Origin of the sequence: Pseudomonas sp. B6(2017) (assembly GCF_002112765.1) — a bacterium.
Classification (GTDB): domain Bacteria; phylum Pseudomonadota; class Gammaproteobacteria; order Pseudomonadales; family Pseudomonadaceae; genus Aquipseudomonas; species Aquipseudomonas piscis.
Window position 1 is genome coordinate 90,007 of record NZ_NEIQ01000018.1, and the last position, 13,811, is coordinate 103,817.

Sequence of the window (13,811 nt, forward strand, 5' to 3'; positions counted from 1 at the left end):
TAGCGCGTTAGGGAATGAGATTGCCGTGGATTTGTCGGTTCGTGCCGACTTTTGCCATGGTGGCGGGCTTGAACCCGGAAAATGCGTCCCCATATAGCTGGGCAGAAGAGTGGGTTCGCCCCACGGACGATATTGAAAGGAGAATTTCATGGCTGACGAACAGACCCTGGACACGCAAAACCCGGATACCAATCAGGCCCCCGAGGTTGCGGGTGAAGACCTTGCAGCTCGCGTACAAGTGCTCGAAGAGCAGCTGGCTACCGCGCAGGACCAGGCTCTGCGCGTCGCTGCCGATCTGCAGAACGTCCGCCGCCGTGCCGAGCAGGACGTGGAAAAAGCCCACAAGTTCGCTCTAGAGAAGTTTGCCGGCGACCTGCTGCCGGTGATCGATAGCCTGGAGCGCGGCCTGGAGCTGTCCAGCCCGGATGACGAGAGCATTCGTCCGATGCGCGAAGGCATCGAGCTGACCCTCAAGATGTTCCACGACACCCTCAAGCGCTACCAGCTGGAAGCCATCGACCCCCATGGCGAGCCCTTCAACGCTGAACAGCACCAGGCCATGGCCATGCAGGAAAGCGCCGACGTCGAGCCCAACAGCGTTCTCAAGGTGTTCCAGAAGGGTTACCAGCTCAACGGTCGCCTGTTGCGCCCGGCCATGGTCGTGGTCAGCAAGGCTCCAGCACCGGTTTCGCCTTCGATCAACGAGAAGGCTTGAAAACGGCTGTAGAGCCCCCATTTATCAGTCAAGCGTTTAAGTGCTACCGCAGTTTGCCACCACAGCTGCGGCATCCAAATCCAAAGTTTCGGGAGAGTTAACATGGGCAAAATCATTGGTATCGACCTGGGGACCACCAACTCGTGCGTTTCCATTCTTGAAAACGGCAACGTAAAGGTTATCGAGAACGCCGAAGGCGCGCGTACCACTCCATCGATCATCGCGTACGCCAACGATGGCGAAATCCTGGTAGGTCAGTCGGCCAAGCGTCAGGCTGTAACCAACCCGCACAACACCCTGTACGCGGTAAAGCGTCTGATCGGTCGCCGCTTCGATGAAGAAGTGGTGCAGAAAGACATCCAGATGGTCCCTTACAAGATCGTCAAGGCCGACAACAGCGACGCCTGGGTCGAAGTGAACGGCCAGAAGATGGCTCCACCACAGATTTCGGCTGAAATCCTGAAGAAAATGAAGAAGACCGCCGAAGACTACCTCGGCGAGTCCGTGACCGAAGCGGTGATCACCGTTCCGGCCTACTTCAACGACAGCCAGCGCCAGGCCACCAAGGATGCCGGTCGCATCGCCGGTCTGGACGTGAAGCGCATCATCAACGAACCAACCGCGGCGGCTCTGGCCTACGGCATGGACAAGGCCAAGGGCGACCATACCGTGATCGTCTACGACCTGGGTGGCGGTACCTTCGACGTTTCGGTGATCGAGATCGCTGAAGTCGACGGCGAGCACCAGTTCGAAGTGTTGGCTACCAACGGCGACACCTTCCTGGGTGGCGAAGACTTCGACATCCGCCTGATCGACTACCTGGTAGACGAGTTCAAGAAAGAAAGCGGCATGAACCTCAAGGGTGACCCGCTGGCCATGCAGCGCCTGAAGGAAGCTGCCGAGAAGGCCAAGATCGAGCTGTCCTCGAGCCAGCAGACCGACGTCAACCTGCCGTACATCACTGCAGATGCCACCGGTCCTAAGCACCTGAACGTGAAGATCTCCCGCGCCAAGCTGGAGTCGCTGGTCGAAGACCTGGTTCAGCGCACCATCGAGCCATGCCGTATCGCCCTGAAAGACGCCGGTATCGACGTTGGCTCGATCAACGACGTGATCCTGGTCGGCGGCCAGACCCGTATGCCGCTGGTGCAGAAAGCCGTGACCGATTTCTTCGGCAAGGAAGCTCGCAAGGACGTCAACCCTGACGAAGCCGTCGCCATGGGTGCTGCCATCCAGGGTGCCGTACTGGCCGGTGACGTGAAGGACGTACTGCTGCTGGACGTCAGCCCGCTGACCCTGGGTATCGAAACCATGGGTGGCGTGATGACCGCGCTGATCGAGAAGAACACCACCATTCCGACCAAGAAGTCCCAGGTATTCTCGACTGCCGATGACAACCAGGGCGCGGTGACCATTCACGTGCTGCAGGGCGAGCGCAAGCAAGCCGCGCAGAACAAGTCGCTGGGCAAGTTCGACCTGGCCGACATTCCACCGGCTCCACGTGGCGTGCCGCAGATCGAAGTGACCTTCGACATCGACGCCAACGGCATCCTGCACGTAGGTGCCAAGGACAAGGCTACCGGCAAGACCCAGTCGATCGTGATCAAGGCCAACTCGGGTCTGTCGGATGAAGAAATCCAGCAGATGATCCGTGACGCTGAAGCCAACTCGGAAGAAGACCGCAAGTTCGAAGAGCTGGCGACTGCCCGTAACCAGGGCGATGCGCTGGTGCATTCGACTCGCAAGATGGTGGCTGACGCCGGTGACAAGGTGACCGCTGAAGAGAAGACCGCCATCGAAGCTGCCGTGGTTGCCCTGGAAGCTGCCGTCAAGGGCGACGACAAGGCTGCCATCGAAGCCAAGGTCGAAGAGCTGTCGAAGGTTTCGGCTCCGGTTGCCCAGAAGATGTACGCCGAACAGGCTCAGCCTGCTGAAGGCGCGGCCCCGCACGCCGAGTCCGCCGAAAAGGCCGATGACGTGGTCGATGCCGAGTTCGAAGAAGTGAAAGACAACAAGTAATGGCTTGTTGGTCGGCCGGTTGACTGCCTTCAGGCGGTGACTGGTAGGATGTCGCCGCGCGGGAGCTTGCTCCCGCGTTGGCGTGTCTGGAGTCAGTGAATTTCTAACGGTATGCAACCCTGGTTTGCGTGCTGGCGGTCAGCTTCGAAAGCTCCTGCTTTCCAGCTGCGATGACTGCGATGGTCGATCCGCAACCGGGTCGGCTTCCAAGACCAGGATCGTTGAATTGACGTGAGTTGGGTCCGGGCCTGTAGAGGGGCTCAGCGAGTTTGGCGGAGCTCAGGAGGGGTTTGCCGGACGTCCTTAAGAGTGCAAAGACTTATGGCAAAGCGTGACTATTACGAAGTGTTGGGTGTGGAGCGTGGCTCCAGCGAAGCGGAGCTGAAGAAGGCTTATCGTCGCCTGGCGATGAAGCACCACCCGGACCGTAATCCCGGCGACAAAGCGTCGGAAGATCTGTTCAAAGAGGCCAATGAGGCCTATGAAGTGCTGTCCGACTCCAGCAAGCGCGCAGCCTATGATCAGTATGGCCATGCCGGTGTGGATCCGAGCATGGGTGGCGGCGGTGCCGGTTTCGGCGGGCAGAATTTCTCCGATATCTTCGGCGATGTGTTCAGCGACTTCTTCGGTGGCGGCCGCGGCAGCTCGCGCGGCGGCGCCCAGCGTGGCAGCGACCTGCGCTACACCCTGGAGCTGAATCTGGAGGAAGCGGTGCGCGGTACCACGGTCAATATCCGTGTGCCGACACTGGTCAATTGCAAGCCGTGCGATGGTTCGGGTGCCAAGAAGGGGTCGTCGCCGGTCACTTGCCCAACCTGTGGCGGTATTGGCCAGGTGCGGATGCAGCAGGGCTTCTTCTCGGTGCAGCAAACCTGCCCGCGCTGCCATGGCCAGGGCAAGATCATTTCCGATCCGTGCGAGTCGTGCCACGGCGAAGGTCGGGTCGAAGAGTACAAGACCCTGTCGGTGAAGGTGCCGGCTGGTGTCGATACCGGCGACCGTATCCGCCTGTCGGGTGAGGGCGAAGCCGGGACCCAGGGTGGTCCGACCGGCGATCTGTATGTGGTGATCAATGTGCGCGAGCACGCGATCTTCCAGCGTGATGGCAAGCATCTGTTCTGTGAAGTGCCGATCAGTTTTGCCGATGCGGCCTTGGGTGGCGAGCTGGAGATTCCGACCCTGGATGGCCGGGTCAAGCTGAAGATCCCCGAGGGTACCCAGACCGGCAAGCAATTCCGGGTGCGTGGTAAGGGCGTGGCACCGGTGCGCGGTGGTGGTGCCGGCGACCTGATGTGCCGGGTTGCGGTGGAAACCCCGGTCAACCTGAGTCGTCGTCAGCGTGAGTTGCTGGAAGAGCTGCGCGGCTCGCTGGAAGGCGATAACTCGCATTCGCCCAAGACCGCTGGCTGGTTCGAGGGCGTCAAGCGCTTCTTCGGCGACCTGTAAGGAGTAAGGCATGCGACGTATAGCTGTGATGGGCGCCGCCGGGCGCATGGGCAAGACCCTGGTCGAGGCCGTGCAGTTGCGCTCGCCGCTCTCCGGCCTGACGGCCGCCATCGTGCGTCCGGGCAGTTCGCTGGTCGGGGCGGATGCTGGTGAGTTGGCATCCCTGGGGCGCCTGGGTGTGCCGATGTCCGACAGCCTGGACAAGGTGGTCGACGAGTTCGATGTGCTGATCGACTTCACCCTGCCCGAGGTGATGCTCAAGAACCTGGCGTTTTGCCGCAAGGCCGGCAAGGCCATGGTGATCGGCACCACGGGTTTGGGGGTCAAGGAAAAACAACTGTTGGCGGAAGCGGGCAAGGAAATCCCGATCGTCTTCGCAGCCAACTTCAGCGTCGGTGTGAATCTGTCGCTGAAGTTGCTGGACATGGCGGCCCGGGTGCTGGGCGATGATGCGGACATCGAGATCATCGAGGCTCACCACCGACACAAGATCGATGCGCCGTCGGGCACTGCCCTGCGCATGGGTGAGGTGATTGCCAGCGCTCTGGGGCGCGATCTGCAGCAGGTCGCGGTGTATGGGCGTGAGGGTCACACCGGGGCTCGCGAGCGTGAAACCATCGGCTTTGCGACAGTGCGCGGTGGTGACGTGGTGGGCGATCACACCGTGCTGTTCGCCACCGAGGGCGAGCGCCTGGAGATCACCCACAAGGCCTCCAGTCGGATGACCTTCGCCAAGGGGGCGGTGCGTGCGGCCTTGTGGTTGGATAGTCGTGAGCCTGGGTTGTACGACATGCAGGACGTGCTGGACCTGCGTTGAGATGTATCCGGAGCGGTGTCGGGCCTCGAGTTCGGCTCCGCTCCAGGCCGCCAAGCGATTTCCTGTCGCATTCTCCAGCCTTTGAGGCTCATTAGCGGTGGACCGAAAAAGCATTTTTCTGTAAGCTACAGCTTTAGTGTGTCCACTAAAAGCGCGCAGATAATTCGGTGAAGAAGCGGGGTGACGTGTCCAAACGTCATTCCGCTTTTTTGCAACCTGCGATCGCCCCTTCAGGCTCTATATACGGGAGGTCTCTTGACTAAGCCAGCCATACTCGCCCTTGCTGATGGCAGCATTTTTCGCGGCGAAGCCATTGGAGCCGACGGTCAAACCGTTGGTGAGGTGGTGTTTAACACCGCAATGACCGGCTATCAGGAAATCCTTACCGATCCTTCCTACGCCCAGCAAATCGTTACCCTGACCTATCCTCATATCGGCAATACCGGCACCACGCCGGAAGATGCCGAGTCCGATCGCGTCTGGTCGGCCGGCCTGGTCATTCGCGACCTGCCCCTGGTGGCCAGCAACTGGCGTAACACCCTGTCCCTGTCCGATTACCTGAAAGCCAACAACGTGGTGGCAATCGCCGGTATCGATACCCGTCGCCTGACCCGCATCCTGCGTGAGAAAGGTGCACAGGACGGCTGCATCATGGCGGGCGACAACATTTCCGAGGAAGCCGCCATCGCCGCAGCGCGTGGTTTCCCGGGCCTGAAGGGCATGGACCTGGCGAAAGTCGTCAGCACCAAGCAGAGCTACGAATGGCGTTCGACTGTCTGGGACCTGAAGACCGACAGCCATGCCACTATCGAGGCCTCAGAACTGCCTTACCACGTGGTTGCCTATGACTACGGGGTCAAGCTGAACATCCTGCGCATGCTGGTAGAGCGCGGTTGCCGCGTCACCGTGGTGCCGGCCCAGACGCCGGCGAGCGACGTGCTCGCACTCAACCCTGATGGCGTGTTCCTGTCCAACGGCCCTGGCGATCCCGAGCCTTGCGACTACGCGATCAAGGCGATCAAGGAAGTCCTGGAGACCGAGATCCCGGTGTTCGGTATCTGCCTGGGCCACCAACTGCTGGCCCTGGCTTCCGGTGCCAAGACCGTGAAGATGGGCCACGGTCACCACGGTGCCAACCACCCGGTCCAGGACCTGGATACCGGCGTGGTGATGATCACCAGCCAGAACCACGGTTTCGCGGTGGACGAAACTACCCTGCCGGATAACGTCCGGGCGATCCACAAGTCGCTGTTCGACGGCACCCTGCAGGGTATCGAGCGTACCGACAAGAGCGCGTTCAGCTTCCAGGGCCACCCTGAGGCCAGCCCTGGCCCGAACGATGTGGCGCCGCTGTTCGACCGCTTCATCAACGAGATGGCCAAGCGACGCTAAGCGCTCGCCTTGAAAGTGTAGCGAGACGCGCCCGAGGGCGGCCCCGGTGAACCGGTGGAGTCCCCTCAGGCGCCTCAGAGAATGTTCAAGACGGCTTGCCGACTGACCTGCGGATTTGAGTGACAACCATGCCAAAACGTACAGACATTAAAAGCATCCTGATTCTCGGCGCTGGCCCGATCGTGATCGGCCAGGCCTGCGAGTTCGACTATTCCGGCGCCCAGGCCTGCAAGGCCCTGCGCGAAGAAGGTTTCCGCGTCATCCTGGTGAACTCCAACCCGGCCACCATCATGACCGACCCGGCCATGGCCGATGCCACCTACATCGAGCCGATCAAATGGCAATCGGTGGCCAAGATCATCGAGAAGGAGCGTCCTGACGCCCTGCTGCCGACCATGGGTGGCCAGACCGCGCTGAACTGCGCCCTGGACCTGGAGCGCGAAGGCGTCCTGGAGAAATTCGGTGTGGAAATGATCGGCGCCAACGCCGATACCATCGACAAGGCCGAAGATCGCTCGCGTTTTGACAAGGCGATGAAGGCCATCGGCCTGGAGTGCCCGCGCTCCGGTATCGCTCACAGCATGGAGGAGGCCAATGCGGTCCTCGACAAGCTGGGCTTCCCTTGCATCATTCGTCCGTCCTTCACCATGGGCGGCACCGGTGGTGGCATTGCCTACAACCGTGAAGAGTTCGAAGAAATCTGCGCCCGTGGCCTGGACTTGTCGCCAACCAAGGAGCTGCTGATCGACGAATCGCTGATCGGCTGGAAGGAATACGAGATGGAGGTGGTCCGTGACAAGAAGGACAACTGCATCATCGTCTGCTCCATCGAGAACTTCGATCCGATGGGTGTGCACACCGGCGACTCGATCACCGTCGCTCCGGCCCAGACCCTGACCGACAAGGAATGCCAGATCATGCGCAACGCCTCGCTGGCGGTGCTGCGTGAAATCGGCGTCGAGACCGGTGGTTCCAACGTGCAGTTCGGTATCTGCCCGAACACTGGCCGCATGGTCGTGATCGAGATGAACCCGCGGGTATCGCGTTCCTCGGCCCTGGCTTCCAAGGCTACCGGCTTCCCGATCGCCAAGATCGCCGCCAAGCTGGCTGTCGGCTACACCCTCGACGAGTTGCAGAACGACATCACCGGTGGTCGTACCCCGGCGTCTTTCGAGCCTTCGATCGACTATGTGGTAACCAAGCTGCCGCGATTCGCTTTCGAGAAGTTTCCGAAAGCCGACGCCCGCCTGACCACGCAGATGAAATCCGTGGGTGAAGTCATGGCCATCGGCCGTACCTTCCAGGAATCGCTGCAGAAAGCCCTGCGTGGCCTGGAAGTCGGTGTTTGCGGCCTGGATCCCAAGGTCGACCTGGCCAGCCCCGAGGCTGCCGCCATCCTCAAGCGCGAACTGACCGTTCCGGGTGCTGAGCGTATCTGGTATGTGGCCGACGCCCTGCGCTCGGGTATGAGCTGCGACGAAATCTACGCCCTGACCGGTATCGATCACTGGTTCCTGGTGCAGATGGAAGACCTGATCAAGGAAGAAGAGAAGGTCAAGACCCTGGGCCTGGCCAACATCGACAAGGCGCTGATGCTGCGCCTCAAGCGCAAGGGCTTCTCGGACCAGCGGCTGGCCAAGTTGCTGGGTATCACCGACAAGAACCTGCGTCGTCACCGCCACAAGCTGGAAGTGTTCCCGGTCTACAAGCGTGTCGACACCTGTGCGGCCGAGTTCGCCACCGACACTGCGTACCTTTACTCGACCTACGAGGAAGAGTGCGAGGCCAATCCGTCGACCCGCGACAAGATCATGATCCTGGGCGGCGGTCCGAACCGTATCGGCCAGGGCATCGAGTTCGACTACTGCTGTGTGCACGCGGCGCTGGCCCTGCGCGAAGACGGTTACGAGACCATCATGGTCAACTGCAACCCGGAAACCGTTTCCACTGACTACGACACCTCCGATCGCCTGTATTTCGAGCCACTGACCCTGGAAGACGTGCTGGAAGTCGTGCGGGTCGAGAAGCCGAAGGGCGTGATCGTCCACTACGGCGGCCAGACTCCGTTGAAGCTGGCTCGTGCCCTGGAAGAGGCCGGCGTGCCGATCATCGGCACCAGTCCTGACGCCATCGACCGCGCGGAGGATCGCGAGCGCTTCCAGCAGATGGTTCAGCGCCTGAACCTGCTGCAGCCGCCGAACGCCACCGTGCGCAGCGAAGACGAGGCCATCCGTGCCGCTGGTACCATCGGCTATCCGCTGGTGGTTCGTCCGTCCTACGTGCTGGGCGGTCGCGCCATGGAGATCGTCTACGAGTTGGACGAGCTCAAGCGCTACCTGCGTGAAGCGGTACAGGTGTCCAACGACAGCCCGGTGCTGCTCGACCACTTCCTCAACTGCGCCATCGAGATGGACGTGGATGCGGTCTGCGACGGCACCGACGTGGTAATCGGCGCGATCATGCAGCACATCGAACAAGCGGGTGTTCACTCCGGTGACTCCGCCTGCTCGTTGCCACCTTACTCGCTGAGCAAGGAAGTGCAGGACGAAGTCCGCGTACAGGTCAAGAAGATGGCCCTGGAGCTGGGCGTGGTCGGCCTGATGAACGTGCAGCTGGCACTGCAGGGCGACAAGATCTACGTGATCGAGGTCAACCCGCGCGCCTCGCGTACCGTGCCGTTCGTTTCCAAGTGCATCGGCACCTCTCTGGCGATGATCGCGGCCCGTGTCATGGCTGGTAAGTCGCTGAAAGAGCTGGGCTTCACTCAGGAAATCATTCCGAACTTCTATAGCGTCAAGGAAGCGGTGTTCCCGTTTGCCAAGTTCCCGGGTGTCGACCCGATCCTCGGCCCGGAAATGAAGTCCACCGGCGAAGTGATGGGTGTGGGCGATACCTTCGGCGAAGCCTTCGCCAAGGCCCAGATGGGCGCCAGCGAGGTTCTGCCTACCGGCGGTACTGCGTTCATCAGCGTACGGGATGACGACAAGCCCCTGGTTGCAGGCGTGGCTCGTGATCTGATCAACTTGGGCTTCGAAGTAGTGGCCACTGCGGGCACTGCCAAGGTGATCGAGGCAGCCGGTCTGAAAGTGCGTCGTGTGAACAAGGTGACTGAAGGTCGTCCGCATGTGGTCGATATGATCAAGAACGACGAAGTCACTCTGATCATCAACACCACTGAAGGTCGTCAATCGATCGCTGACTCCTACTCCATTCGTCGTAACGCCTTGCAGCACAAGATCTACTGCACCACTACGATCGCTGCTGGCGAAGCTATCTGCGAAGCGTTGAAGTTCGGTCCTGAAAAAACCGTGCGTCGCTTGCAGGATCTACACGCAGGATTGAAGGCATGAACAAATACCCTATGACCGTCCAGGGCGCTCGCGCCCTGGAAGAAGAGCATGCTCACCTGACCAAGGTCGTGCGTCCGAAGCTTAGCCAGGACATCGGCACGGCCCGCGAGCTGGGTGACCTGAAGGAAAACGCCGAATACCATGCTGCGCGCGAGCAGCAGGGTATGGTCGAGGCGCGGATCCGCGATATCGAAGGCCGCCTGCAGAACTCGGTGGTCATCGATGTCACGACCATCGCTCATACTGGCAAGGTGATCTTTGGCACCACGGTGGAGATCGCCAACGTCGAGACCGACGAAAGCGTGACCTACCAGATCGTTGGTGAGGACGAGGCTGATATCAAGCTCGGCAAGATCTCCGTTGCTTCGCCAATCGCCCGTGCCCTGATCGCCAAGGAAGAGGGTGATGTGGTTGCGGTCACAACGCCTGGTGGCGTTATCGAGTATGAGATTGTCGAAGTTCGTCACATCTGAAAGAAGGCGCCCGCTGCATGCGGGCGCCATGCTTTGGCAGCTGACCCAGATGTTGTGGGTCGGCGGCTTGTGGCTACTGCATCTTGGGCTGCTGCCTGTTCTCGGGCAGATTGGCCTTGCGCCGTTGTTGATCGAGGAGATCTCTACGCTGCTTAGTGCGCTGCTGGTGGGTTTTTCAGCGGTATGCCTGGTCCTTCAGACGTTGGTGTTGATCCAGTCCGAGGGGTTGCAGAGCTTGTGGCGGGACATTCGGGGGCAACTGCTATTGATGGCGACGTATGCATGTGCGATGTATTTCGCTGTGCACATACTGTTGCCTGAGTCTCAGCGCTGGCAGCTGTTCAGCTATCTGATCCTGGGATTTTCCGGTTTGCTGCTGGTCTTGCAACCGGTGCCGGGGTGGGGTGGCAGGGTGCGACAAGCACACCCTTGACCCGGGTCGACGTCAGTTGAAGCGATGGACGTTCGACAGTTGCTTGTTTACCTTGGCGTTCTTGCGGTAGATCAACGCCATTTTACCGATGGATTGCACCAGGTCCGCCTTGCCGGCCTTGCACAGTTCGGTAATGGCTTCCTGGCGCGACTCGCGCTCGAGGATGTTGAGCTTGATCTTGATCAGCTCGTGATCGCTCAAGGCGCGTTCAAGTTCGGCTAGCACACCTTCGGTCAAACCGTTATCAGCCACAGTCAATACTGGTTTCAGATGGTGGCCAATGGATTTGAACTGTTTCTTCTGCTCTTGAGTGAGCGGCATAATCTGACCCCTGCGTCTGATCTTGAAAAAAGCGGCGGCCAGTTTACCCGAGCGAGTCCGGGACCGCCCAGTTAATCACGACGCGTTTTATTTTTGAGGTGGCCCGTGGCCCGTTCCAAGACTAGCCATAACTGGCTGAAAGAACATTTCAACGACCCATTCGTCAAAATGGCGCAAAAAGATGGGTACCGTTCCCGCGCCAGCTATAAGTTGCTGGAAATCCAGGAAAAGGATCGCCTGATCCGTCCGGGCATGAGTGTTATCGATCTGGGGGCGGCTCCTGGGGGCTGGTCGCAGGTGACCAGTCGTCTGATTGGTGGCCAGGGGCGCTTGATCGCTTCCGATATCCTGGAAATGGACAGTATCCCCGATGTGACCTTCATCCAGGGCGACTTCACTGAAGACGAAGTATTCGCGCGGATTCTTGAAGCTGTAGGAAATTCTGAGGTCGACCTTGTGATTTCCGACATGGCCCCCAATATGAGTGGATTACCAGCCGTAGATATGCCGCGAGCGATGTTCCTGTGTGAGCTGGCATTGGATCTTGCCGGTCGGGTGCTGCGTCCGGGTGGCGATTTCCTGATCAAGATCTTCCAGGGAGAAGGTTTCGATGAGTTCCACAAGAGTGTCCGGCAGATGTTCGAGAAAGTGCAGATGCGCAAGCCGACATCTTCTCGTGATCGCTCCAGGGAACAGTACCTGCTGGGGCGTGGCTTTCGTGGGCGCGCCGAGTAAATGAAGGTTTTGGGCGGGGTGATAGGATTTTCGTATTTCGCCCCGTTGGATTAAGCGAATATTGTGTAGTCTAGGTTTCACATAGGGTTACAGACGGCGCCTGCCAGAGCTGTAGGTAATGTAGTAAGTTAGGCCGGTGAATATCATGCGAAGCGCGCGCCAGTAGCGGAGCTTGCTTCAGAGGGTAGTTAATTGAACGACATGGCAAAGAATCTGATCCTTTGGTTGATCATCGCGGCTGTCCTGGTGACGGTGATGAACAACTTCTCCAGCCCTAACGAGCCGCAGACCCTCAACTATTCCGACTTTATTCAACAAGTTAAGGATGGCAAGGTCGAGCGAGTTGCCGTTGACGGTTATGTGATCACCGGCAAGCGCAACGATGGCGACAGCTTCAAGACCATCCGTCCCGCGATCCAGGACAACGGTCTGATCGGCGACCTGGTGGATAACCATGTAGTGGTCGAAGGCAAGCAGCCTGAGCAGCAGAGCATCTGGACCCAGTTGCTGGTGGCCAGCTTCCCAATTCTGGTGATCATCGCGGTCTTCATGTTCTTCATGCGCCAGATGCAAGGTGGCGCCGGCGGCAAGGGTGGGCCGATGAGCTTCGGCAAGAGCAAGGCTCGCCTGCTGTCCGAGGATCAGGTGAAAACTACCCTGGCTGACGTTGCCGGTTGCGATGAGGCCAAGGAAGAAGTTGGTGAGTTGGTTGAATTCCTGCGTGATCCGGGCAAGTTCCAGCGCTTGGGTGGTCGTATTCCTCGCGGCGTGCTGATGGTCGGTCCGCCAGGTACTGGTAAGACTTTGCTGGCCAAGGCTATTGCCGGTGAGGCGAAGGTGCCGTTCTTCACTATTTCCGGTTCCGATTTCGTCGAGATGTTCGTCGGCGTGGGTGCCAGCCGTGTTCGCGATATGTTCGAACAGGCCAAGAAACATGCTCCCTGCATCATCTTCATCGATGAGATCGATGCTGTCGGTCGTCACCGTGGTGCCGGCATGGGTGGCGGTCATGATGAGCGCGAGCAGACTCTCAACCAGTTGCTGGTGGAGATGGATGGTTTCGAAATGAATGACGGCATCATTGTGATCGCCGCCACCAACCGTCCTGATGTACTGGATCCTGCGCTGTTGCGTCCTGGTCGTTTCGACCGCCAGGTAGTGGTCGGCCTGCCGGACATTCGTGGCCGTGAGCAGATCCTCAAGGTTCACATGCGCAAGGTGCCGATGGGTGACGACGTTGCTCCTGCAGTGATCGCGCGCGGTACCCCGGGCTTCTCCGGTGCCGACCTGGCCAACCTGGTCAACGAGGCTTCGTTGTTCGCTGCGCGTGGTGGCAAGCGCATCGTCGAGATGAAGGAGTTCGAACTGGCCAAGGACAAGATCATGATGGGCGCCGAGCGCAAATCGATGGTCATGTCCGAGAAAGAAAAGCAGAACACCGCCTACCACGAAGCTGGTCATGCCATCGTCGGTCGAGTAGTGCCTGAGCATGATCCGGTCTACAAGGTCTCGATCATCCCTCGTGGTCGGGCTCTGGGCGTCACCATGTTCCTGCCGGAAGAGGATCGCTACAGCCTGTCCAAGCGCGCCCTGATCAGCCAGATTTGCTCGCTCTACGGTGGTCGTATCGCCGAGGAGATGACCCTGGGCTTTGATGGCGTGACCACCGGTGCCTCGAACGACATCATGCGGGCCAGTCAGATTGCCCGGAACATGGTGACCAAATGGGGGCTTTCCGAGAAGCTGGGGCCGCTGATGTATGCGGAAGAAGAAGGCGAAGTGTTCCTGGGTCGTAGCGCGGCTAGCCAGCATGCCAGCCTGTCTGCTGAAACGGCGAAGCTGATCGACTCCGAAGTTCGCAGCATCATCGATCAGTGCTATGGCACTGCCAAGCAAATCCTTACTGATAACCGCGACAAGCTCGATGCCATGGCAGACGCCTTGATGAAGTACGAGACCATCGATGCCGACCAGATCGACGACATCATGGCCGGGCGCACTCCGCGTGAACCTCGTGACTGGGAAGGTGGCTCGGGTACTACGCCTCCAGTGGTGCAGAACGAGCGTCCGGAAACACCTATCGGTGGCCCTGCCGCCGATCACTAAGGTT

11 protein-coding genes are annotated in these 13,811 nt (G+C 59.7%); 10 read left to right on the top strand and 1 reads right to left on the bottom strand.

What is annotated here, in order from left to right; translation table 11 throughout:
- The first annotated feature begins 148 nt into the window (after window positions 1-148).
- From grpE to CAG11_RS26740, 8 genes are all read left to right on the top strand, one after another.
- Complete coding sequence (gene grpE, locus CAG11_RS26705; RefSeq protein ID WP_022642152.1) at window positions 149-715, top strand: nucleotide exchange factor GrpE; 567 nt, start codon at window positions 149-151, stop codon at window positions 713-715.
- Window positions 716-817: 102 nt separating this feature from the next.
- Complete coding sequence (gene dnaK / locus CAG11_RS26710; protein ID WP_022642153.1) at window positions 818-2,734, top strand: molecular chaperone DnaK; 1,917 nt, start codon at window positions 818-820, stop codon at window positions 2,732-2,734.
- Window positions 2,735-3,055: 321 nt separating this feature from the next.
- A complete protein-coding gene (gene dnaJ / locus CAG11_RS26715; RefSeq protein ID WP_022642154.1) occupies window positions 3,056-4,180 on the top strand; it encodes a molecular chaperone DnaJ in 1,125 nt (374 codons plus the stop codon).
- A gap of 10 nt (window positions 4,181-4,190) precedes the next feature.
- Window positions 4,191-4,997, top strand: a complete 807-nt coding sequence (dapB, locus tag CAG11_RS26720; RefSeq protein WP_085598998.1) for a 4-hydroxy-tetrahydrodipicolinate reductase — start codon at window positions 4,191-4,193, stop codon at window positions 4,995-4,997.
- A gap of 255 nt (window positions 4,998-5,252) precedes the next feature.
- A complete protein-coding gene (carA, locus tag CAG11_RS26725; protein WP_085599000.1) occupies window positions 5,253-6,389 on the top strand; it encodes a glutamine-hydrolyzing carbamoyl-phosphate synthase small subunit in 1,137 nt (378 codons plus the stop codon).
- 128 nt (window positions 6,390-6,517) lie between these two features.
- Entirely contained in the window at window positions 6,518-9,739 is a 3,222-nt protein-coding gene (gene carB / locus CAG11_RS26730) for a carbamoyl-phosphate synthase large subunit (protein ID WP_085599002.1), read from the top strand.
- Window positions 9,736-10,212 carry a transcription elongation factor GreA gene (gene greA / locus CAG11_RS26735; RefSeq protein ID WP_053136925.1) on the top strand — a complete coding sequence of 159 codons (477 nt, stop codon included), beginning with the start codon at window positions 9,736-9,738 and terminating at the stop codon, window positions 10,210-10,212. Before carB ends, greA begins: the two co-directional genes overlap by 4 nt.
- Before the next feature lie 28 nt (window positions 10,213-10,240).
- Window positions 10,241-10,645, top strand: coding sequence for a hypothetical protein (locus CAG11_RS26740; protein ID WP_031320835.1), 405 nt, complete (start codon window positions 10,241-10,243; stop codon window positions 10,643-10,645).
- A gap of 12 nt (window positions 10,646-10,657) precedes the next feature.
- Here the strand turns inward: CAG11_RS26740 and CAG11_RS26745 are convergent, their stop codons facing one another.
- Window positions 10,658-10,966 carry a YhbY family RNA-binding protein gene (locus tag CAG11_RS26745; RefSeq protein ID WP_022642160.1) on the bottom strand — a complete coding sequence of 103 codons (309 nt, stop codon included), beginning with the start codon at window positions 10,964-10,966 and terminating at the stop codon, window positions 10,658-10,660.
- 105 nt (window positions 10,967-11,071) lie between these two features.
- Between CAG11_RS26745 and rlmE the strand changes: the two genes are divergently transcribed.
- Both rlmE and ftsH read left to right on the top strand, forming a co-directional pair.
- Window positions 11,072-11,701 (top strand): 23S rRNA (uridine(2552)-2'-O)-methyltransferase RlmE, encoded by a 630-nt coding sequence (gene rlmE, locus CAG11_RS26750; protein ID WP_031320836.1) that lies wholly within the window; start codon window positions 11,072-11,074, stop codon window positions 11,699-11,701.
- 201 nt (window positions 11,702-11,902) lie between these two features.
- Entirely contained in the window at window positions 11,903-13,807 is a 1,905-nt protein-coding gene (gene ftsH, locus CAG11_RS26755) for an ATP-dependent zinc metalloprotease FtsH (RefSeq protein WP_053136931.1), read from the top strand.
- Window positions 13,808-13,811: the final 4 nt, after the last annotated feature.

Coding starts and splice junctions, on each gene's coding strand:
- grpE (WP_022642152.1), top strand. CDS start 149: ATGGCTGACGAACAGACCCTGGACACGCAAAACCCGGATACCAATCAG.
- dnaK (WP_022642153.1), top strand. CDS start 818: ATGGGCAAAATCATTGGTATCGACCTGGGGACCACCAACTCGTGCGTT.
- dnaJ (WP_022642154.1), top strand. CDS start 3,056: ATGGCAAAGCGTGACTATTACGAAGTGTTGGGTGTGGAGCGTGGCTCC.
- dapB (WP_085598998.1), top strand. CDS start 4,191: ATGCGACGTATAGCTGTGATGGGCGCCGCCGGGCGCATGGGCAAGACC.
- carB (WP_085599002.1), top strand. CDS start 6,518: ATGCCAAAACGTACAGACATTAAAAGCATCCTGATTCTCGGCGCTGGC.
- greA (WP_053136925.1), top strand. CDS start 9,736: ATGAACAAATACCCTATGACCGTCCAGGGCGCTCGCGCCCTGGAAGAA.
- CAG11_RS26740 (WP_031320835.1), top strand. CDS start 10,241: ATGCTTTGGCAGCTGACCCAGATGTTGTGGGTCGGCGGCTTGTGGCTA.
- CAG11_RS26745 (WP_022642160.1), bottom strand. CDS start 10,966: ATGCCGCTCACTCAAGAGCAGAAGAAACAGTTCAAATCCATTGGCCAC.
- ftsH (WP_053136931.1), top strand. CDS start 11,903: ATGGCAAAGAATCTGATCCTTTGGTTGATCATCGCGGCTGTCCTGGTG.